Source organism: Nostoc sp. ChiSLP03a (assembly GCF_034531215.2).
Classification (GTDB): Bacteria; Cyanobacteriota; Cyanobacteriia; order Cyanobacteriales; family Nostocaceae; genus Nostoc.
In genome coordinates this window covers 65226-88497 of record NZ_JAVRBQ020000090.1, presented here as the reverse complement: position 1 = coordinate 88497, position 23272 = coordinate 65226, and the positions used below count along the sequence as shown (strand labels likewise).

Genomic DNA, 23272 nt, shown 5'->3' with positions numbered 1-23272 from the left:
CTGTCGCCTGACGATAATGAGCCAGTAGTTCTTCCGTACTCATGTGGTTAACGATCGCAATCCGTTTCGGCATAAGACGTAGATAGATACACTGCAACGATCCCAGCTTTATTATAAGTATTTATCCGAACTTGATATAATTTAGCGTTTTGAAATTAGGTTGCGTTCGCATTTATTTAAAGTATGAACTAGTTGCTACAATTAGATTCAATATGGAAGGTACGTTGGATTCAATTTTAGTCACCTTAAAACCAGAACTAGATCGCAAGGAATTAATCGTTCTGTCGGCTTTAGAGAAGGTCAAATACGGAAAAATCTACACCGAAATTTATGCGATCGTGACTGGAGAAACTATCCAGGAAATGCAGCATATCGAGCAGAAATTACAGAACAAGGGATTACAGTGGCTCCCTTAAACAGATTGGGGAGCAGGGGAGCAGGGGGAAAGTTGCAGTAAGTCTTTCCCCTCTGCCCTTCTGCCCCTCTGCCTCCTGCAATCTACTACCTGTGGCGCTTTCAGATTCCCCAATAGACAGAGAAATGCAACCGTAATAATAATTAACATATATATGTACTATGAGAGTTATTAAGAAATATTTTTAATAACAACTGATAGTAACAAAGCGGCTGAATTACCTATTGAAGCTAAAGTCTCTAACATTCTCGAAGCCAATTTCCAATTCCTAATTTATTTTAAAACGTAACACTTATGCAATTAAAGCCAATCAATCAGCAAGTCGTTTCTGTCGTCGGAGCCTCCAGTGGGATCGGACGTGTCACAGCTCTTGAGTTTGCTAGACGCGGCGCAAAAGTTGTAGTCTCGGCTCGGAGTGAGTTGAAGCTAAAGTCTTTAGTAGAGGAGATTCGCGGCTTTGGCGGTGAGGCAACTTTTTACGTAGCTGATGTGGAAGTATTTGACCAAGTTAAAGCGATCGCAGATAAAGCTGTAGAAGTGTACGGGCGACTCGATACATGGGTACATGTCTCTGCGATCGGCATCTTTGCCACTTTCGACAACATAACACCAGAAGAGTTTAAGCATGTCATTGATGTCGATCTCATGGGACAAGTGTATGGTGCAATGGCAGCCCTACCCCATTTGAAGCGTGAGGGACGGGGGGCGCTGATCCATGTCTCTTCAATGGAAGGTAAGCGATCGCTCCCTTACCAAAGTGCTTACTCGGCAGCCAAGCACGGAGTTGAGGGCTTTATCGAAGCCATGCGCCTGGAGTTGCAACATGAAAAATGGCCGATTAGCGTCACGAGTGTGAAACCAGCGGTGATTAATACTCCCTTTTGGAATAATGGTCTGACGAAATTAGGTGTAAAGCCTTCCGGGATACCACCTTACTACGATCCTAAACTTGTAGCTGATGCTATTCTCTACGTAGCCGAACATCCAACTCGTGACTACTTAGTTGGGGATGTAGCTAAAATATTAGATGTGGTACAGCGCGTCTCACCATCATTAGTAGATTCACTGTTACTGCTCGTCGGCTTCGATTTACTACGTTCTTCTGAGGCGAAATCTGAAGATGCACCAAATAATTTTTACCAATCTGTTCCTGAAGATGACAGAGTTAAGGGTGATTTTAGTAACTTAGTTATACCTAGCATTTCCGACTGGCTAGAAAAAAATCCGCTTCTTCAGTGGGGTGCGATCGCTGGTACAGCAGCATTAGCGTTTTTAGCAACTCAAGTATTCAAAGATTAAGGATAAATAAACTTTTCGGAAAATTTGCAATCCAGTTTTTACAAGGGTTTGAGAGAAATCATTGCAAACTTTTTAGCAACATAGTGATGAGATTTCGAGATAATTACTAATAATGCTATTTAGTAGTTATAAAAATCTTTTTAACTATTCATACTTTGCACAACCATAAGTTTCTTGTAGTTAGAGTAAATCTCAGCAGTCAAATTTTCCGATCCAGGAGCATTCCAGCCAATGACAGACTATCAACGCACCTTACCGCCTCTGTGGATAGGTTCGGCGATCGCTTTTTATGCCTTTATTGCCATTGGCATTGCTGAAGCAGGATTAGGAGTTCTTTTGCCCTCGATTCTGTCTACCTATAACCTGACTCCGGCAACCGTCACCCTACTGTTTCTCAGTCAAATTAGCGGTTACATTCTGGCAGCATTCACCAGCAGTCTGGTGAGTAGTCGGCTGGGGTTAGCGCGAATGCTGTTGATTGCTGCGGGTGCGCTGACGATGGCACTGACGATCTATGCCATCTCACCCTCTTGGTTTCTCATGGTTGCCGCTGGCTCGGCGTTGGGATTGGGCATTGGGTTGATTGATGCAGGCATTAACACTTACATTGTGCAAGATTCCCGCAGTGCCAGTTTGATTGGTTTGCTCCATGCTTTCTATGGTATTGGCGCTCTTTCTGGCCCCGCGATCGCTACTACTTTGTTAGCAGTTGGCATGAACTGGCGGCAAGTTTATGGGGTATTAGCCGGGATTGTCAGCTTATTAATTGTCAGCGTGCTGGGTGTTATCATCTTCAACTACACACCAATGACAGTACGGATATTGCCATCAAAGACAACTGCTTTAGAAAATCTAGGCAGAGCGCTGCAAACTCCGATAGTACTGCTAACTGGGCTACTTTTGCTGGTTTATGTTGGCACTGAAGCCTGCATTGGTAACTGGGCATACACTGTGCAGTCTGTCGCTCGTCACACGCCCACGCTGATTGCTGGTTACAGCGTTAGTGCTTACTGGGTGGGATTAACATTAGGACGTTTCATCTTAGGTTATTTCTTGCGATCGCTTGGGGCGGTGCGCACAATCAGTATGTCGCTCAGTCTTGTAATCATTGGATTGCTTGCTTGGTGGCAATTGCCAGATCAATGGATTAGCTTACCGTTGATTGGCTTTGGGTTGGCAGCCATCTTTCCTGCAACCATTTGGTTAATCCCTCAACGATTACCAGATCCCCATGTTCCTGCGGCTGTTAGCATTGCCACTAGTGCTGCCAGTTTGGGCGCAGCGATCGTACCCACTGGAGCCGGTTGGGTTGCAAGTTGGACAACTTTAGAAATCATCCCAATGTTAATGCTGCCATTGGCGCTGTTAATGGTGGGCTTACATTGCTGGCTGGTACAACATTCGGTAACTGACTTTTCTCGTTAAGTCTCAAAAAACTTACCCATATTTGTTACCCAAAGTATCTAAGAGGATGTTTGAAAAGTTTTTCGCTGTGATTTTAGGCATTTTTAGATCCCCCCTAACCCCCCTTAAAAAGGGGGGAACCGGAATCAAAGTCCCCCTTTCCAAGGGGGATTTAGGGGGATCTAAAACGTTTTGCTACCGACCAAAGAACTTTTAAAACAACCTTTAATACCCCCCTAACCCCCCCTTGGAAAGGGAAATAGTCTCTTAAAGCCCCCCAATACATCGGGGGGTTAGGGGGGTAATATCAAAATTGAATATGCTATACGATACTTTTCAAACATCCTCTAAGCAATAACTAATGCCTTTAACTCCTCAGTTTTTAATCTTGGCCCATAGCATGTAACAATCTTAGAAGCTGCGGCCGATGCTAATTTTCCGGCTTCTTCATAGCTCATACCTTGGGTAATTCCATAGAGGAAAGCTCCTGCATACATATCTCCTGCTCCTACTGTATCTACAGCTTTTACTTGAGGTGCAGCGATTTCGATTAATTTCTGACCGTCAAATACTACTGAACCCTTGGAACCGCGAGTAATAGCAAATTTCTTACTCAGGGTTTTTAGTTTGTCTACAGCTACTTGAAAATCTTCTGTATCTGCTAGTTCTAATGCTTCAGTTTCATTAGCAAAAATTAAGTCTAAACCAGGGCCAATGATTTCTAATAAACCATCTTTAAAAAATTTAACCATGTTGTAATCAGATAGGGACATGGTAGTTTTTACTCCCGCTTTTTCAGCTATTTCTCTAGCTTTTATAGCTGCTTCTTTTCCTGTGGGAGAAGCCACTAAATATCCTTCTATATATAGATATTCTGAATCAGCGATCGCTGATGATACTAATTCTTGTGTAGAAAATTCTCCAGTAATTCCCAAAAATGTATTCATGGTGCGATCTGCATCGGGAGTTACTAACACCAAACATTTACCTGTTATTCCTGATTGGCGATCGCCATTTTTTAAGTTGGTATCTACCTGAGAGTTGACTAAATCTTCGATGTAAAAGTCTCCAAATTCATCATTAGCTACTTTGCAGGAATAAAAAGTTTTTCCTCCTAGTTGACTAATTGCCACTATTGTGTTTGCTGCCGATCCTCCACAACTCTTATGGCAATGAAGATTTTTGAGATTTTCCAAAATATGATTTTGACTGTCTTCATCTAGAAGTGTCATTACACCTTTATCAATCTTTAGCTTTTGTAGTAACTCTGGAGGTACTTCGTATTCTATATCTACTAAAGCATTACCTACACCATAAACATCATATTTCTTGCCCATTGTTGATCTCCGAGAATAATTTCTATCTGACTTGAACAGAACTGATGATAACAGATAGGCAACTCCCGTAGGTAGAAAAAGCTTACTCGTTGATGAAATACTTTCAAAAAGACGAGCAAGCAAATATAATTACTACTACTGTGACACTACGAGTACAAATCCTCAGAATGGCACGAAGAAAAACTCAGGCGATCACTACATCTAAAACGTGACGATTTTACACAAAGTTATACTTAGTGAGATAATTCAGCTTTCAGATGGTCAGCTAATCGAATTGCCAAGGCAATAATGGTGAGCGTCGGATTAGCATAGCCTCCTGTAGGGAAAACAGAGCTACCTGCCATAAATAAATTAGAGATGCCGTGAACTTGACAATTTGCATCGACTACTCCTTGTTTTGGGTCGTGATGCATACGCGTTGTTCCCATATTATGATGGGTACTAAGAGAAGCAACTGGACGATCTCCATCTGATTCAATCTGCAACTCACCCAGTCCGGCGCTAGCAAACTCTTGTGCAAATACTAACTGCGATCGCTTCAGACTGCAAATATCTATTTCGCTCCAATAATTAATTAATTTTGCTTGCGGACAACCCAGTTTGTCTAGTTGATTACTGAGTGTTACCCGATTATTTGGATTTGGTGTTTGTTCAGTTTGGCTGAGAACTTCAAACTTTGTATATTTCTGTTCATTACCTTCACGCTCAGACCATCCTCCATGACTCAAATCAGGAAATAAATATTCTTTTTTGAGATTGTATTTATACCAATCAGCGACTAAATCATCAATATTATTTATGACATTTTGCAAATGCTGAAAAATATTTTTAGGTAACTGTCTTTGTCGAACTGAAGAGAACAAAATTTTTGCAGAAGCCTTTGCCGCCGATCTATACCTTTCATCTCTGGGATATAACAACGCGGTCATATTTAGTAATTTATCGCGGCGCATTACTTGTTCTGTCAGCGCGAATTTTCCCATGACTGTGACATTATTCACCCGACGTAAGTCATACAAAGCCATCGAATTAAAGATTTTGCGATTTTGGGGAACAAGCATACCACAACGGATAAAAGGATGATCCATGAAGAATCTACCCACTAAATCATGTTGATTGCCTAATCCATTCTTTTGAATTTTGTTTGATAGTAATAATAAACGCGCGTTTTCAATCCCACCTGCGGCTAAAATAAATACTTTTGCAACAACCCAAAATTTATTACCAGATAAACAAGCAACTTGCACGCGTTTCACTGTTTGAGTTGTTTCGTCTGCCTCAATTTCTACCACATTGGCGTTGAGGAATGTAGTTATATTAGGAGATTGATTGATTTGATGGCGATATTCATTGGTGAAAATATCGCGCGGGCCAAACTGAAACATACTGGTAGTAACTCGGTCACTTGTGAAATGTGTCCGAGGAGATTGAGTATTTTCCCAAGCCTCAGCTTCATAAGCAAAAGAACCGAGTTTACAGACTGCTTGCGCGCGCTCATAAAATGGATTAAGGTGAGATTTGCTAAAAGGCCAGCCACTGTATGGAACCCAATCTCGTTGTTCAAAATCTATTGCGTCTAACGGCACGTGCCTCAGACCAAGTTGATTTTTATTAATTTCAATATTCCAGACATTAGCCATTCCACCAAATTGACGATGGCGCATATCTTGTAAGGGTGGAAAAGGATCTCCAACCGTTTCACCTTCACCAAGAGATGCAGTTTCTTGATTAAATTCCAAATCACCACTTTCTAGTAAGCACACTCGAAAGTCTTGCCCAATTAATTCTCGTGCGAGTGTAATTCCTGCTGGGTCAGCACCAACTATACAAACTTCCGTATTGATAATTTCATCTATTGGTAATTTGCGGCTATCAATCAACATTTATTTAATTCCTTTTGCATAAATATTTTTTATATTGCGTAGATGCATAGAGGGTATTAATAATACGTAAGTTCGATGAACCTCTCCCCAACCCCTCTCCGAGGCACAGAGGGGCAGAAATATTTTTAGTTGACAACGAAAAAGTTAGGGTTTCAAAGCCTCTCTCCCAGTGGGGGAGAGGAATGGAAGTGGGGTTTTTAGAGCCGTCGAACTCACGTTAATAATGTGTTTGTAGTAAGGACTTTATTCCTGAATTTTTAAGCACTAAAGTACTTACTACAAACCGATCAAAACTTTTGTGATAGAGGGCTAGGCATTACAGAACGAATTGCATTAATAAAATTTTGGGCATAATTCTGCGTTGAAAAATCGAGGGCGCGTTGTCTAGCAGCTATTCCTGCACTCTGGGCAAATTCTTGTTCGTCAAGATAGCGGAGAATTGCGATCGCTAATTTATCTGCATTGCCGTAAGGTGTTAATAGTCCATTCATCCCATCGGTAATAATCTCTGTCGGCCCACCTGCACTGCCAGCAATTACAGGTTTACCCAATGCCATCGCCTCAATAATCACAATCCCAAAGGGTTCTTTATCCGATGCATGAACGAATACATCCATCGCTTGCACCCATTCCGGGATATTACGCTGTAGTCCAGCCATAATTACTTGGTCTTTCAAGCCCAAAGCAGTGATTTCACCTTTTAAGAAGTCCTCATAATCTGGTTCCAAATCGTGCTTACCGCCAACTACTACACAATGGGCATCGGGATACTTCTGTAAAATTTTGGGCATTGCTTGCACCAATACGTGCATTCCCTTCCATCGTTGCAATCGTCCCACAATTCCAATCAAAGGCCCGTGTAAAGGTAAGCCTAATTTTCGCCGTGCTTCTTCAGGAGTTGGTAAAGCATTCGGCTCAAATCGGTCTAATGCGACACCAGGATAAACCAAAGGTGTTGGTCTGTGGGGCCAAATCTCTGCCTGTGCTTGCTTGCCATCTTGCGAAAGAGTGATAATTGCCCGCGCTGGGATTAAAGTAGCGATTCGTACCAACCAAGTTTTATCGCTAGGTACTTCTAGTTGATACCACACAGCAGGCAAGCCCGCCAACATTGCCGCTAAACCTCCAGATATATGCGTAATCCACATCCAATTGACAATTATATCTGCACGTTCGCGGCGTGCGATCGCAGCTATCCGCAAAACAGCGCCAATAAAACGGTGGATTTGGCGTAAACGTCCACTTTCTACAACTCGCGCATCAATACCGAGAGACTTTACTTGTTCCACCATCGGCCCGGATTCTAAAAATATTACCAGCCACTCAACACCAGCATTACGTCCCTGCTGCACCAAATCCCAAAGCATCATTTCACCACCGCCTCGTTGCTCGGCCAGTGGCATAACAATAATTACTTTCATAATCTATAAAATTCCTATTTAAGTGATAAGAGAAATGGGTTTTAAACCCCGTGTTTCCAGCACGGCTTTCAAGTAATAAGTAAGGAGTAATGAGTAATGAGTGGATGAAAAATGGGTATTTACTCATTACTCCTTCTTAAGAGTGCGTTCACGGCGGTGAGGATGTCAAAAGATTTATGAGATTCTCGATTTATTAGAGAAGTTAGGAATATTGGAGAACATCTGAGGATTGCTATAGTACTTATGTCCTGCCATAGCCATAGCTAAAAATCCCCAAAGAATCATCCCTGACACGCTCAACATCCCGCTACCGATAACTAACTGTGAAGCGGAACTGATCCCAATGGCACGGGCAGCACTGACAAAACTATCGAAACGACCTTCACCATAACTGCTAACAGTAATAATTAAAAAGATTAATCCACCCATGTAAAATATGCCTCCAAACCAACCAAGGGTAAAAAACATATCTAAAATGCCACTATCAATTACTACTACTTCAATTTGACCAGTTTTTTCGTCGACTTTCCAAATATTTCCTAAGCCGTTACCTAGACCATTAGAAAGGGCTAAACCAAGATTTCTGTCGTAAGTTCCCGATCTATCTTTAAAGCTGCCATCTTCTTGAATATTAGAAAAAGTTTCAAAACGTGCTGCTACTACTCCAGCAATTGGTTCGATAGTTGTCAATGGCACAACACAAATAGCCATGACCACAATTATGGTAATTAAGCGCATTTGAATTTTGGCTTTGACTGAACCCATAATCATAATTATTCCAAATAACCAGCCTCCCCAATTAGTACGTGCTTGTGTTAATAGAAAAGATAAATAACCAACAGCCGAAGCCGGAAAAATTAAGCTTCCTGAACCGGTGAATAATAACAGTAACCCAGCCTGCATCACAGAACCAAAGGGGCCGACTGAGTGTAATGTACTCCAGACGCGCATCCCGAAAGGTACAGGGTTTCCAGAACTCATGAATAATTTTGATTGTATGAGCCAGTACCTATCCCACTCAGGAGCTACTACAAATTGATATACGCCATAAGTTCCTAAAATCAACACAGACCAGAGAAATGTTCGTTGAATGTTCTGGCGATAGCTGGGATAATCTCGCCAGTTGATAAATAAGTGAAAAGCGAAAATAACCGGACTGAGCCAATCCATTAATCCGCGTGCTACAGGGATAGGTGGGTTGTAAATTAGACCGATGAGAAAGCCATAGAAAACTCCGATAAAAGCCAAAACAAACGGCAAACCCCCTTGGCGAGAAGCGCGGGGAAAGTGTCGCAAAAATGTTGCTATAGTTATAAACACCACTAAGTAGGGTGCTATGAGCATTTGACGGCTAGCATCCCAGCCCACCCGATAGTCAACTAAGCGAGTCGCTAAGGGTGTGAGAAACCAAATCCACCAAGTAAAGCCAATGTAGAGAATGGGATGCCGCAAGTATAAAAATAAGGCTACTACTAAAGCTGTCGCTGGGAAAATTAGGCGCAATCCGGCAGTAACACCACCAAAATAGCAAACTACAGTTAGTAATATAAAGCCTGCGATCGCCATCCAACCCTGTAGCGATCGCTCTTCGGGAGAATAGTTTTCTTGTAAAAAACTATTGAAAAGTATCTGCTTAGAATTCATTCAATTTTAGATGTACACATAAATAAATCAACTTGTTCCCTGGCTCTAGCCTGGGAATGAAGTTATTCGAGGCTCTGCCTCATTTTGAATTTTGTTAGCGCAGCGTTAGCGAGTCAGCGAGCGTCATTTTGAATTTTGAATTCTTGATATCCTTGCCAACGTCCACGCCAAGATGCTAATAACTTTTTCCCCGCCAATTGCCCTTGACTAGGTAAAAATCTCAGCCATTGTACCAAGCCCAAACTATCGCACGTACCCACGAATACTGCCCATAACAAAAATACAATCCGCCGGAAAAATGACAAATGCTCTAATAAAACTAAGGTTTCATTATGGACTAAATTAATAAAGGCAATTTCATTAAAGTTATTTCGCTGATCTTCATCAAAACGTTGTGCTGGATAATGATCTACAGCAACGCTAGGATCGTAAATTATCTTCCAACCCGCTCGCTTTAATGCCAGAGTGAATGCCATTTCAAAGTGTACTTGCGCTCCAGTACCGCGCATCCGCTCGTCAAAGCGCAGTTGTCCGATTGCTTGGGTACGAAAACTCATGTTCACGCCCTTGAGAATATCGACTTCGCGGGGTTCTCCCACTCCCAGATGATGGTTGCCAATGACTCGCCCAAACCATTGCAACTGTCCCACTACTGGGCGGGATTCGTCTTCTAATTTGCTGCCGTGGTATATCCAATCACGCCCTCCCAGTCCGCCGAGGCGACTATCAGAGGTAAAGTAAGCTGCAATCCGCTCTAACCAATCGGGGTGGGGTGCGGCATCATCATCGGTAATGGAAACAATATCGCCCTCCACTGCTGCTAGTCCGGCGTTGAGGGCTGCTACTACCCCCGGTTGTGTCACTTTCACGGGATGCAGTGGCAAGTTGGGCGCTGTGTATTGGGCCAGAAATTGCCAAGTTTCTGCATCCGTATCGCGGACAACCACGATCGCTTGATCGACTGGTTTAGTTTGCTCCTGTAGCGCCAAAAGGCAGCGTGAGAGGTCTTGTGGACGCCGATAAGTCGGTATCAGAACGGTGTTCCGCATTCTTGCTTAACTCCTCAAATAAATCCACATAAGTTTGAGCCATAGTAGTCCAGCTGTGTTGTTCTGCCACAGAACGAGCAGCTTGACTCATTTGCTGCATATCTACATTTACTAAGGACATCATCGCCACAGCCAAAGCATCAATATCATTTGAATCGGTTAAGACGATGCCACATTCTGGTGTCACCAACTCTGCACCCCCGGTAGCTGTGGCAGTAATTACTGGTAGTCCTGAAGAAAGTGCTTCTAACAATACGAGGCTACAAGCTTCATATCGGGAAGGAAAAATAAATAAATCTACTGACCGCATAATTTCGGGGATATCGCGGCGAAATCCGACAAAATGCACGTGATCGCTTAACCCCAAGGATGCCGCTAGTTGTGGGAAGGGACTACCTTCGATATGACCTACCACCGCCAAATGTAAATCGGGAACTTTCACTAAGGCGTGTAGTACTGTATCTAAATTCTTTCTGGGTGTGCGGATATCTCCAGCAAACAAGGCTAGGGTGACGTTCTCCGGTAAACCTAATTTTTGGCGATTGCTTTGCCCAGGGGTAAACTCTTCTAAGTCAACGCCATTGACAATTACGCGAATTCGAGAACGCGGTACACCAATGTTGACTAATTCTTGGGCTACCTTTTCAGATACAGCCACCACAACCCGCGCTTTTTGGAAAGCTTGTTTTTCCCAACGGGCATTAAAAGCCGTAAATAGCCACTGGTAAAAACCATATAAATCGCGGCGGTTACGGGAAATATGAACAGGCGATCGCAACCATGAACTATGGACAAAATGTACAGCATTCACATCAGCCGCAGCCAGATTAATTGCTCCATTAACTTTAACTAAATCAATGTCAGAGCGATGTTTATGCAACCAATCTGCACTTTTTTGGGCAAATATGAAATTACGCACAAATTCTGTAGGATAGCCTTTGACTGGAATTTTCATCCAATTGACTTGGCTATTTTCTTCTAGTTCTGGTGCAACTTCACTAGCTAATAATGTCAATTGATGACCGCGACGAATTGCTTCCTTCGCAACCTCATAGTTTACTCGTCCTTGACCATCACCTTTTTTGATTTTATGAGTAACAATACAAAGTTTCATCCACTATCTTCCTTAAGGATAAAAAGCTTCACGCAGAGACAGAGGTGCAGAGAAATAATTTAAAAATAATCTTCTTTTCTTCCCTTTGTGCTCTTTAGTCATTTGTCCGTTGTAGTCACAAATGACATAGACGCGCCAGCGGCTTGGCTTCCCGCAGGGTAGGACAAATGACCAAGGACGACCATAACAAAAATTTTCACAATCTCATTTAAGATTGCTATAAGAGATATTGAGATATTATTTCGATACCCCGATTAACTTACTTGTTAAAAATCGCGGCGTAAAACTAAGACTAAGTGCTGCCATAGTTCGCACATTAAATTTTTGTTGATTCAGCGCTTGCCAAAAATAAGGACGTGCTGCGGCTATTTGTTCGCTTCGTAGCAAACCTATTCCCAAAGTAGTATTAGCTTCTAACCATTTCTGCTGAAAATGAGTTCTAAATTCCTGTAAACGAGGGTCTTCCATAAATACTTGATAGCAAAACATTTCGCTTTTTGCTTTGCGAATTTTTGCTTGCACATCTCGACTACCACTGAGCATAGTATCAGTTTGCTCATGGGCGCGATATCGCGTCAATTTTTCAGGACAATAGTAAGCGCCATAACCAGATATACAAAATAGATAGGTTAAATATAAATCCCACATCCCACCAACTTCTGAGGGAATACTATACCAATCCACCAAATTATTGCGAATCACGCAAGATGCAGCAGTAGGTATACTTTTGTCTATTAATCCAATTTTGGAAAAAGGTTTATAAATTCCTTCTGCTAGTTTGTCTCGCTTGTAAACGCGTGTGTTTTCTTCAGTACCAGCATGATTAATTATGCCATTAGCATCTATAATATATTGGTCACAAAAAGCGAGAATTAAATCAGAATTGGCTTCTAGTGGTGGTACAAGCTTTGCTAAAAAGTCTTCATGCCAAATATCATCGTCATGTAGACTAGCAACATATTTACCTTGCGCCATGCTAAAGCCATACTGCTGATTAGCTAACATTCCCACATTTTGCGGATGCTGCCAAAATTTGATGCGTGAATCACCAAAAGATGCGACAATTGCTTGAGGATTTTCTGTACTACAATTATCAGAAATAATAATTTCAATATTTTGATAAGTTTGTTTTATTGCACTTGCGATCGCTTGCTTAAGATAGTCTGGTCGATTATAGGTGGGGATAACAACGCTGACTAAAGGTTGTTGACATTCTTGATGTAATGACATATTTTTCTACCTTGATATTTTCTAAGTAAAAGATGCACTATTTAATCCAGCTTATTTAGCTGGAGAGATACTATATAGTTTGTTCGCTTGGGAAGGAAATTCAGCTATTGTTTTTGCATAAATTGTTTGGAGATTATTTACATGAGCAGCCATTGTAAATTCCTTCATCAATAAAGTATGACCTTGCTCGCCCATGTATCGGCTTTTTTGATAATCTCTAGACAATTCATTAATAGCATCAGCCAGCTTTTGGATATTATTGCTTGGAACAAGAATACCCGTTTCTCCATCTTGTAAATGTTCTGGAATTCCTCCGACTGCACTACCAATTACAGGACGACAACGAGAGTATGCTTCCAGAGTTACAAGACCAGCAGGTTCAGGCCAAACACTAGGAAAGATGACTGCAAAACACTGTTGATAAAGTTTATCTAATTTATCTGAATCGCACCAACCATGCCAAGTGATTCGCTGATTCAATCCGAGTGTGCTTGCTAATTTTTCTAACCGCGGTCGTTCCCAACCTTCACCTGCAATATCAAGTTGAATTTTTGGGTCTGTATGTATTAAGGTTTTGAGTAGCCATTCCAAACCTTTATCAGAAACAATTCGTCCAGCAAACAAAATTCGATGATTTTGATGTACTTCCAAGCTTAGGAGTGAACTTGCTGTTTCTGGTATAGAGATTCCACAATGTAGTGTTATAACTTGTTCGGGAGATACACCGTTTTGAATTAACTCTTGCCGCACATATTCGCTATTTGCAATGAAAGTAATTTTTAGCCTTTTCAAGACATCTAAAAACTGATGAGTGGTTTGAAGTTCTCTAAGAGTTCTTAAAGGTCTACGGCTACCACACTTATCTGCTAATTTACCCCAGGTACATCCTAAGTAAGAGAAGTTGCGATCGCAGATTGTCCGATGCTCCGCTAAATACTTTGTACCACTAGGGCAGTAAAATGAGTGATTATGAACGCTGAAGATAGCAGGACATTCGCCTGTAAGCTGCAATAGCAAATCTGGACTGTGGATGTGCAACAGTTTGAACTGTTTTTGATCGATATTTTTCAGTGATTTTATCACGCGATCGCTAACATCAGGTGGTCGATGTTCAAACAGAGAAGCTAAATAAGTTTCAACACCTCCACTCCCACCGACACCGAAACTTGAGCATTGATAGATTAGGTCTTGATCAAAGATTTTCTGGGACATATTCTCTATGAATTTTAAGTATATAGGACGAACTTTAATAACTTATCTGTAGGAATAATAAGTGTTTAAAATCTTATTATTTGACTATTAACTTGGCAAAATTATTGATACATATTAGTGAGTTACGGCTGTAAAGATATACAGCCGATGAATATGTTGTAATTACTTTGGTAATTAGATGTTGTTTCTAATCTGGCTGCCTTAGTTCATATTGCATTTGATGATATTTCCAAAGCTTACCTTTTAGCTCCAATAGTTCTTGATACTTACCTTGCTCTACTATCCGTCCCTGTTCTAAAACTACAACTTTATCTGCTTTAGAAATAGTAGAAAGACGGTGAGCGATCGCAATTACTGTTTTACCAACAGATAGCTTTTCTAATGAATCTTGAATTAAGCGCTCAGATAGCGAATCTAAGGCACTAGTTGCTTCATCCAAAATTAAAATTTCTGGGTTCCGGAGTAAAGCGCGTGCAATAGCAATTCGCTGTCTTTGTCCTCCAGATAACCTAACACCCCGATCTCCTAATTGGGTATCAAAACCTTCGGGCATTTCCAAAATAAATTCTAGTGCATTTGCTAGTTTAGCGGCTTCTTGAATTTCCTCATTCGTCGCCTCTGGAGTTCCGTAAGAAATATTTTGCCAAACATTAGTATTGAAGATAAAAGTATCTTGACTGACAACAGCTATTTTGCGACGGAGAGAGTTAATTTCAAACTGCCGTATCTCGATTTCATCAATGTAAATGTATCCATCTGTAGCATTATAAAATCGAGGAATCAAATCAGCAAGAGTTGTTTTACCAGCACCAGATGCTCCGACTAATGCTGTCATTTTTCCCTTTTCAATTGTCAGGGTAATATTATGTAGCACTAAATTTTCATCATCATAGCCAAAATCCACAGATACTAAATCTATTGACCTGTTTAATCCCTTAAACTTAACTCTGCCATTTTGAAAGTAATATTTTTCATCACTTGTCAACAGATTTTTAATATTGTCTGCTGAACCATGTAAAGTGCTAAGATATGCTCTCGTGCCATTAATATCTTGAACAAATGGGATAAAGCGAAAGAGTACAAAGAAAAAGGTTAGCAAAGAAGCAACTTGTAGCGTTCCATTAGTGACAAGACTAGTGAATGCCAAAATAATCATTCCAATCAATACCGTAGTCGCTACCCCTTCGGCAATTGGCTTCACAAGTGTCCAGGTAAATACAACCTTTGTTGTACTACTTATTACCTTATCGCTAGCTTTATAGTAACGCTGACGCTCAAATTCTTGAGTACCACAAGAATGAACAGTGCGAATGCCATTAATAAATTCTATGGCTGTTGATGTAAAATTAGCATTAGCAGTTGTCATGCCAAAACTTGATTCTCTAACTCTGGCATTTAAATTTGACAACCCCACACCTAAAAGTGTAAATAGCAATGCTGATATTATCGTTAATTGCCATGAAATTAAAAACATTGATATTAAGTAAACAAAGGTTGTGAGTCCTCTAGTTACTAAAAAAGCTCCGCCACTAAAACCTTGTCTGATCCTTTCAATCTCTGTAGTAATTGTGTTAATTAGTTCGCCAGAGCGAGTTTTACTAAAGTAACTTAGCGATAATGATTGTAACTGTTCAAAAATTTGCTTGCGTAAGCGATCGGCAAGATGTAGTTGAGATAATTCAGTATAGACTTGAGAAAAATAATTGAAAGTGGCACGTAACCAAGTACTCAATAAAATTAGCAAAGATACGCGATATAAACGATTAATTGCTGAAGTCTTGGCTCCTAAAATCCAAAGATCGAACCATTGTATTCCTGTTTGGACAGGTTGAGCGTTGGGGCTAGTTAAGCTTTGCAAAAAGGAAAGTAAGAAACCAATACTTACACCTTCAAAGGTTGCCGCCAAAATTGAGAAAATCAGAGCTAAGATTGCAATTTTGCGAAAGTGTTTAAATTCTCGCAATATCAAATAGTTATCCTGCCAAAAGCTGCTAGCTTTAAGCAGATTACTGAGTGGTTGAGGAAGTTTAAAATTCATTAATTTTCTCAGAATATTTTGGCAAGTAGATAGACATCTATAGATTGATACAGTTCAGATAAGCTCAAACCCATGATGTAGAGATGCGATTTATCACGTTTGAAAAACAAATTATCTAGAACCAGATTACTTTATAGATGCTATGTAAACAATTTTTACTTGAGCCTCAGTGCGGTAGATGAAATAATCAATTACCGCACAGATGAATTTCTACTAATTCTCTAAAATCCGGCAACAAATTCAAACCAGTAAAACCAGATGAAATTAGACTTTCTTAATTACGAATTACGAATTGGTATTACAGAGTTTGGCTATCCAGATGTAACAGATGAGACTGTGCCTCTACTTCCCAGGAAGTTGTAATTTCTGGTAATTTATTTAGCTGTACTGCATCTTCCAAAGTCCAACAACGAGATCCGGTTAAACTCATGTCACCCCATAGCACGTTAAATAACTGTGGCAGATTGTTGAGATTGTATTTACCCATCCAACGCGCTAGCGGTGTGGTATTGTGGGTGCAAAAGCTCATCGCTTGAAAGAGTTTACCTCGTTTCCCAACACGCCATTCATGACAAAAAATTGGCCCTGGCGAGTAAACCTGCATTAATCCAATCAATCCCAACATTACTGGACTTACTAATAGCAGCAATACGAAAGCAGCAATCCAATCAATTATTCGCTGCAATTGTCTGAAGGGTTGGTTAGGAAGTTTTTTGTCAGCGGGTATGCTTAGGAATATTGGTTTTTGAGCTGCTTCACATGCATCTGCCCAAAATTTGAGCAAAGTCTCACCCAATTTTGGATCTATGCTGACCAAACTTACTGGAGAATGTTGTAAGCATTCTACTAGCGATCGCTTATTATCTAATGAAGCCAGATATGGTTGTTTCAGTCCTCCAAGCGGCTTCACCAACAGCTTACCCCGCCGCCACAGGAGTGTGCAGTACCCACGATTATCTTGGTGTGACTGGGTTACATCATATAAATTCTCTAGAGTTGGAATTATTGAAGTTGTCATAATGTCTTTGGGTTTATACAAAAGTGAATTACTGAGGCGTTATCAAAGGCTATTAATGCCAAAGACCCAAATCCGAATCTTGTTGTAAGTCCAAAAAGTTGGAGAGAATTGAGGGCAAAAATATGCTATGGTATTTGCCACTCAGCCAAGCATGTATTGCGTAGAATTCTGCTGGTGTAGAGATTTACAAATTAGACAGATACTAATTACATAGGTAGCAATCTTAAATGAAATTGTGAAAATTTTTGTTATGGTCGTCCTTGGTCATTTGTCCTACCTTGCGGGAAGCCCTTCTCTACGAGAGACTGCGCCAACGGGTTCAGCAGTCGCTCATGGGGAAAACCCCCTTGGCGCTAGCCTCTCCCTTTGGGAGAAGACCGCGCTGCTTCACCGCTGGCGCGTCTACGTAATTGCAAATAACAAAGGACAAATGACAAATGACTAATGACAGCCAACTCCAAAAATATTTTACAAATGATTTAGGACTGCTACTATTAACATTCATGGGCAAATCTTGATTTTCCGGAAACTACTGATAGTAGAGAAGTGTAGAGAGAAATTACCCATGAATCTATATCTACGTTTAATTACGCTGAGGTGTTCATTGTCTCGATAGATTTGAAAAACCAGTCTGCTCTTGTCTTCTAGCCTTTATGAAGGTGCTTTAATTTCTAGAATATAAGAGTATGTAGAAATAGCGATCGCTCAAATAACTTCTTTATTTATTCTTTAAAGAGTCAGTGATTTCTCTGAAAACCCATGAAGATAGCATAAATATACTGAATTTATCCCGATCGCAACAAAATTAAATTTTGGTTATAAATACGAAACGCAAAATCCCCGACCTTTTTAAGAAGTCGGGGATTTATCATCTAGCCGTACTAGCTATTTTTCTACAGCTTGTCGCAGAGCCAATTGCTGTTGTTTGATATTAGGTACGTAATTACTATTAGAGTTTGATACCCCATTAGCTACAACCCCAATCAGATTTAACTTACTCAGCATAGCTGTCGCTTGATTAAGCTGACTTCGCGTCACAATACCAATGCTTGCCACCATAATCACACTACGACAAGATGATGCGGTAAGCATAGCATCCACCAAACCGAGAACTGGGGGAGCATCTATCAGAACCAAATCATAGTTTTCCTCAAATGCTGCCATTAATTGCATCATCCGCGGGGAACTCAACAGATTAGCTGGGTCGTTAGGTTTGGGGCCAGCGGTCAAAATATCGATGTAGGCGGAACCTGAGTATTGAAGATTAATTTGATTGGGTAGAGTTGTATCACTCGCCAATAAAGTTGAAAGCCCCTGCTCATTAGGAAGATTCAGTTGATGGTGCAAACTGGGATCGCGTAAGTTGGCATCAATCAGCAGTACCCTTTTGTGTAAACGAGCAGCACTCATTGCCAAACCCAACGCCAAAGCTGATTTACCTTCATCGGCTAAAGCTGAGGTAATCATCAAAGATTTTAAATTAGTGACAGTATTTAAAAGTTCGATGTTTTTGTAAATCAGATCGAGCGATTCCCAACGCGGTGGAGATTGCAATACCTGAATTGTCCAAGGAGCAAGAACTTCTGGCTTACCAAAAGGCAACTTGATCGTTGATTCTCTGGGTTTGGCTGGCGGTAACTTGGGAGTTGTTCCCAACAACGGCATGGCCATTTGCTTCTCTAATTCAGCAGTGGTGTGAACTGCATCATCAGCCGATTCGCGGATAAAGGCAGCAATACCTCCTAACATTAAGCCAACCACAGCACCTAACAGCAAATTCTGTTGGAGATTGGGGCCTAATTGTGCGCCTTTTTGGGGATCTTCTACCACTTCCCAATTAAATCCACCCTTGGAAAGTTCTTGCCGTAATTGTTGTTCTGCTCTTAAAAGTTGCTCTAATCTTTCACGACTAAATTGCAACTGCGGTAGCATCCGATTGTAATAAGCCAACAGAGGCGGGAAGCGTTTGATTTCAAAACGCAGCTCGTTTTCTTTCTGAGCCAAAGTTTGGTCGCGAGCAGTTAAAGCAACTATAGTTGTCTGCGTTTCTACTAACTGACCAGCAAGGCTGAGATCGATTTGGCCCAGTTGTCCTTTTTCGAGAAGAGAGTCTCCATTCGTGAATGCACCAGCAGATTTTCCGCCTAAAGTTCTTCCCACCTCTTGTTGCAATAATTCCTTCTGGCCCTGAAGCTGTTCTTTCAGTTTTTGCACGCTCGGAGTTTGATCTGTAAAGCGTAAGCGTTCTTGTGCTAGTGCCAATTCGCTTTTTTGGATTTCGTTTAGTAAGCCTTGATAACGAGTAGACTGACTCAAACGAGAAGCAACTAGAGCATTTTGGGGAGAACGGTTAAGTTGTTCTTCTAAAGATTTTTGGCGTGCTAAAGCTTCCCCGTACTGAGCGCGAGTTGTCTGTCTTTCTTGGGAAAGATTGTTCAAAGCTGTTTCAATCGCTTTGGCCTGTGATTCTGGATCGATTAAGTTCTGATTTCTGCGAAATCTTTGTAAATTTGTTTCAGCCGCGTTTACTTCTTCACTGGCTTTACTTAACTGTTCCCTGATGATTTGTAGACCTTTTTGTAAACGCGCAGTCTGTTGTTGTTTGTTATATTCCAGATAAACTTGTCGAATTGCATCTAGAACTTTTTGGGTTTTTTCAGGATCTCCAGCGGTGTATTCAACTTGAAATATTTTAGTAGCGACATTATCTTCTTTGCTCCTAATTTGAGTTAAGACCAAAGAAGCTTTAATTTCTGCTGAAGTTATATCTGGATAATTAGACTGAAGTTTATCAACTGCTTTTTGGATGAGTCCCGAACTTTGCATCAAGTTAAGCTGAGTGGCAGTATCTATGACCACATTAGAGTCAGTAAACTGATTGTCTACCCCCGCACCACCTTCCGTTTTCCCTTGATAGTTAGGTTCTACTAGCAGTTGCATAGAACTTTTATAAGTAGGCTTTGTTTTTACAGTTACTATGCTGGCAATGACAAGAGAACTAATTAATACTGCTAAGAACCAAGGAAATCGCCGCACAAATACGGCAAACATTTGCCCGTAACTTGGTTCATTTTCAGAAGCTGGAGCTAGATGAGGATTTAGACTAGTTTGAACCACTTTTATATCCTTGTCTTCAAGACTTACGCTAAGAGAGATTCCGAAGAATACCTATTGTTTTTAACAATCCGCCAAGGACGAGAAAATAAATAGGTAATTTTATAGTGGAAAATTCAGAAATCAAATGAATAATTGCTGCACGCCACAAGCTTGATTGATAATTTGCTCAACCTTGCCAAAGAATGCATTTTCTGAAAAATTTGCTACTGCATGATTACGGATGCGATCGTAATCCCAAGAAATGCTGTTAGCTTCTAGTAAGGCAACTTGGAGAGATTCGGGTGTTTGCCTTTTGAAAAAGACTCCTGTTTCACCTGGGATTTGAGTATCTAATACTCCACCAGCACCATAAGCGATGACTGGTGTACCGCTAGCATTAGCTTCTACTGGAACTAATCCGTAATCTTCTAAGGCTGCGACAATAATAGACTTGGCTTTGGAAAACAAGTCTTTGCGGGTTCTATCACTTACGTGTCCCAAGAACACAATATTTTGTAATGCTTTGGATTTTAACCGTGCTAGTTCTGGCCCGTCACCAGATATTAATAGCCGCCACCCTAACCAATTAAAAGCTTCGACTATTATATCAAGTCGCTTATAACTAATCATCCGGGCGGAGGCCAGATAATATTCATCTTTTATATCTGAAAAAACAAATTTACTAGTATCAATTGGATAGTTCACCATCATTGCCTTTTTGCCATAAATATGTTCAATTCGGCGGGCAACAACGCTGGAATTAGCAATGTAAAGGTCAGGTTCCTGTGCATATTTCAGGTCTACCTTTCTCATGACTTGAAATATTTGTTCGATTAAAGGAGCAAAATATCGATAGTCTCCGTACTCTCTTAAATAAGTTGCTGTATCCCATAAGAAACGGGTAACGTTATGGCAAAAACAAATGTGGCGAGCATTGAGGTTTTTTCGTACTGCTTTGGCGAAGCTGGTGCTACTACTAATAATTAAATCGTAGTCTTGCAAATCCAAGGCACGAAAGGCAGGAAAATATAAAGGAGCCATCGACCTGAAATATTTTGCTGCACCAGGAATCTTTTGTAAGAAGGTTGTATTAACTATGCGATCGCCTAGATCGATCGTTTTTTGGGGATCGTACAAAGATGTGAAAATATCTGCTTCGGGATAGCGCTTACAAAGCAGTTCAAACACACGCTCTGCCCCACCTCGCTGGGTTAAATAATCATGGACGAGAGCAATTTTCATGGAATTTGACCTAAAGTTTCGATCGGGTTTGTTGAAACGCTCCCCAGCAAGTTACTATCAACAACTTTAGTGTCCCGCAGTATAGCTTCTTATCCTCTTGATGAAATTTTTGTGACAAATATGTTGGTAGCGGACTCGGAGATCCCCCCAACCCCCCTTAAAAAGGGGGGCTTTTTCTGATTCTTTCACCCCCTTTTTAAGGGGGTCGCCGCAGACGGGGGGATCTCATCCAAACCGTATTAGGGGCGTACAGCTGTACGCCCCTACAGCTAATTCATTTGTGGCAAATTTTGTGGCAAATGTTTTGAGAACCGATATTATCCAACTGCTACTAAGATTTTTTCTGGAGCGAAATAGGCATTTTGCTCAGCTCGTAATTGGTCGCAAAGTCTGCCTTCAGGTAATTCTACATCCTCATAAGTGAGGACTCGATCTTTAGAAATATCTCGTTTGAGGCGGCACCCTTCAGCTAAACCCATTGGTAGAAGATTTTGCTGTTGGACGATATCGGAATTTTCACATTGTCCGTAGGTCATGTAGTAACCGATGCCATCTAAGATTTCTCCTGCTTTCAGGTCGATTTTGGCGGTGGTGACAACATCTACTAGCGGACTTGCTAGCGGAGACATCACAGCATCACCAAATAAAACAGCACGCGCTACGGACAAAGGAACTTCAAAATGACAGAGGTGATAAGGAGTATAGAAGCTGTAAAGTGGGCCTTCGCCTAATTTATATAAGTTGAGATAGTGGCGTTGCTTGGGGTCGTCGTGAGTGGCAAATACATATACACCTGGGCCTGGTTTTGCTCCAACTACATAATCGACAATACCGCCCAGTTCTTTAAGTTGTTCAACATCATATAACTGAGTCATTTCGTCGACATGACCGCTGAAGTCATATCCTAGCATTCCCCGTTTGGCGACTTTCATACCTGTGGCATTAGCAACGATCGCTTGCTCGAAGGAAATTTTGCTTCCGTCGGCGAAACTAGTCACCATGTGGGACTTTTGACCCCAACGTTTAGCAAATTCTTCTTGGGTGGTGGGATTGCGATAGGGGTCTTGGAGTCCTTTAATGTTACCGCACAATAAGGGAGTTAAACCAATGCTTTTGACAAAGCGATAAAGGTTCATTTGCACCCCTGGCTGATCGCCATCACAAGCGCTGAGAATCACGCCTGCTTTGTCGGCATACACTTTCAGGATGGGGCCAATGGTGCCATCGAGTTCAGCATTCATCATAATCACATGTTTGCGGTAGGCGATCGCTTCCATCACGATCTCAGCGCCAAATTCCACTGCACCCGTGACTTCGATTAATGCATCGATGCCTTCAGCCCGACACAGTAACTTAGCGTCTTCTGTGACTGCATACTTACCGTTAGCGATCGCATCTTCTAATTCGCTGACAGTTGCAACAACTTGAATATCTTCAATTCCTGCTTCTGAATAAGCTTGTTTAGCTGCACCAATCTGGCGATTGGATATAGCAACTAACTCCATTCCTGGCACTGAATTGACAATTTGGTTGGCAATTCCTCGACCCATAAAACCAGCACCAATCATTCCCACCTTGATAGGATTTCCTGCTGCTGCACGGGCTTGTAAGGCGCGATCGATAATAATCATGAACTAAACTCCATTTTGGAACTGTTTGTTGTGTTACAAATTCTCGATAATTTTGCACTTAATAATTTTTTACAGATCAACATTAAGTACATTTTCATTAATGACAGCTACTAACTGGTTTTTTGCTAGATGTTATAATTGGCTGTCATTAGTCATTAGTCATTTGTCATTTGTCATTTGTGATTACAAATGACAAAGGACGACCATAACAAAAATTTTCACAATCTCATTTAGGATCG

Annotated in this window: 16 protein-coding genes; 3 read left to right on the top strand and 13 right to left on the bottom strand. The window is 41.1% G+C overall.

The window, feature by feature from the left end:
* Positions 1-224: 224 nt before the first annotated feature.
* The 3 genes from RMY32_RS14745 to RMY32_RS14735 all read left to right on the top strand — a co-directional run bounded on the left by RMY32_RS14745 (position 225) and on the right by RMY32_RS14735 (position 3139).
* Entirely contained in the window at positions 225-416 is a 192-nt protein-coding gene (locus RMY32_RS14745; protein ID WP_322709176.1) for a hypothetical protein, read from the top strand.
* 293 nt (positions 417-709) lie between these two features.
* Positions 710-1714 carry an SDR family oxidoreductase gene (locus RMY32_RS14740; protein WP_322709175.1) on the top strand — a complete coding sequence of 335 codons (1005 nt, stop codon included), beginning with the start codon at positions 710-712 and terminating at the stop codon, positions 1712-1714.
* 231 nt (positions 1715-1945) lie between these two features.
* Positions 1946-3139 carry an MFS transporter gene (locus RMY32_RS14735; protein ID WP_322709174.1) on the top strand — a complete coding sequence of 398 codons (1194 nt, stop codon included), beginning with the start codon at positions 1946-1948 and terminating at the stop codon, positions 3137-3139.
* Between the two features lie 326 nt (positions 3140-3465).
* Here the strand turns inward: RMY32_RS14735 and RMY32_RS14730 are convergent, their stop codons facing one another.
* From RMY32_RS14730 to RMY32_RS14670, 13 genes are all read right to left on the bottom strand, one after another.
* Entirely contained in the window at positions 3466-4455 is a 990-nt protein-coding gene (locus RMY32_RS14730; RefSeq protein ID WP_322709173.1) for an adenosine kinase, read from the bottom strand.
* Positions 4456-4688: 233 nt separating this feature from the next.
* Entirely contained in the window at positions 4689-6338 is a 1650-nt protein-coding gene (locus RMY32_RS14725) for a GMC family oxidoreductase (RefSeq protein ID WP_322709172.1), read from the bottom strand.
* Positions 6339-6625: 287 nt separating this feature from the next.
* Complete coding sequence (locus tag RMY32_RS14720; protein WP_322709171.1) at positions 6626-7759, bottom strand: glycosyltransferase family 4 protein; 1134 nt, start codon at positions 7757-7759, stop codon at positions 6626-6628.
* A gap of 174 nt (positions 7760-7933) precedes the next feature.
* Positions 7934-9403: an O-antigen ligase domain-containing protein gene (locus RMY32_RS14715; RefSeq protein ID WP_322709170.1), complete on the bottom strand. Its 1470-nt coding sequence runs from the start codon at positions 9401-9403 to the stop codon at positions 7934-7936.
* A gap of 113 nt (positions 9404-9516) precedes the next feature.
* Positions 9517-10452 carry a glycosyltransferase family 2 protein gene (locus tag RMY32_RS14710; protein WP_322709169.1) on the bottom strand — a complete coding sequence of 312 codons (936 nt, stop codon included), beginning with the start codon at positions 10450-10452 and terminating at the stop codon, positions 9517-9519.
* Positions 10370-11566, bottom strand: coding sequence for a glycosyltransferase family 4 protein (locus tag RMY32_RS14705; RefSeq protein WP_322709168.1), 1197 nt, complete (start codon positions 11564-11566; stop codon positions 10370-10372). The genes RMY32_RS14710 and RMY32_RS14705 overlap by 83 nt, the downstream gene beginning before the upstream one ends.
* A 237-nt stretch (positions 11567-11803) precedes the next feature.
* Complete coding sequence (locus tag RMY32_RS14700; protein ID WP_322709167.1) at positions 11804-12796, bottom strand: glycosyltransferase family 2 protein; 993 nt, start codon at positions 12794-12796, stop codon at positions 11804-11806.
* Positions 12797-12847: 51 nt separating this feature from the next.
* Positions 12848-14008, bottom strand: a complete 1161-nt coding sequence (locus tag RMY32_RS14695; RefSeq protein WP_322709166.1) for a glycosyltransferase family 4 protein — start codon at positions 14006-14008, stop codon at positions 12848-12850.
* A 187-nt stretch (positions 14009-14195) separates the two neighbouring features.
* The gene (hepA, locus tag RMY32_RS14690; protein WP_322709165.1) at positions 14196-16046 is read right to left on the bottom strand and encodes a heterocyst formation ABC transporter subunit HepA; all 1851 of its coding nucleotides are present in this window, start codon (positions 16044-16046) and stop codon (positions 14196-14198) included.
* Positions 16047-16344: 298 nt separating this feature from the next.
* On the bottom strand, positions 16345-17064 hold the full coding sequence (hepC, locus tag RMY32_RS14685) for a heterocyst development glycosyltransferase HepC (RefSeq protein WP_322709164.1): 720 nt from the start codon (positions 17062-17064) through the stop codon (positions 16345-16347).
* Positions 17065-17949: 885 nt separating this feature from the next.
* Positions 17950-20181: a polysaccharide biosynthesis tyrosine autokinase gene (locus RMY32_RS14680; RefSeq protein ID WP_322709163.1), complete on the bottom strand. Its 2232-nt coding sequence runs from the start codon at positions 20179-20181 to the stop codon at positions 17950-17952.
* 120 nt (positions 20182-20301) lie between these two features.
* Positions 20302-21402, bottom strand: a complete 1101-nt coding sequence (locus tag RMY32_RS14675; RefSeq protein ID WP_322709162.1) for a glycosyltransferase — start codon at positions 21400-21402, stop codon at positions 20302-20304.
* Between the two features lie 317 nt (positions 21403-21719).
* Positions 21720-23033 (bottom strand): NAD(P)H-dependent oxidoreductase, encoded by a 1314-nt coding sequence (locus RMY32_RS14670; protein WP_322709161.1) that lies wholly within the window; start codon positions 23031-23033, stop codon positions 21720-21722.
* Positions 23034-23272 lie beyond the last annotated feature (239 nt).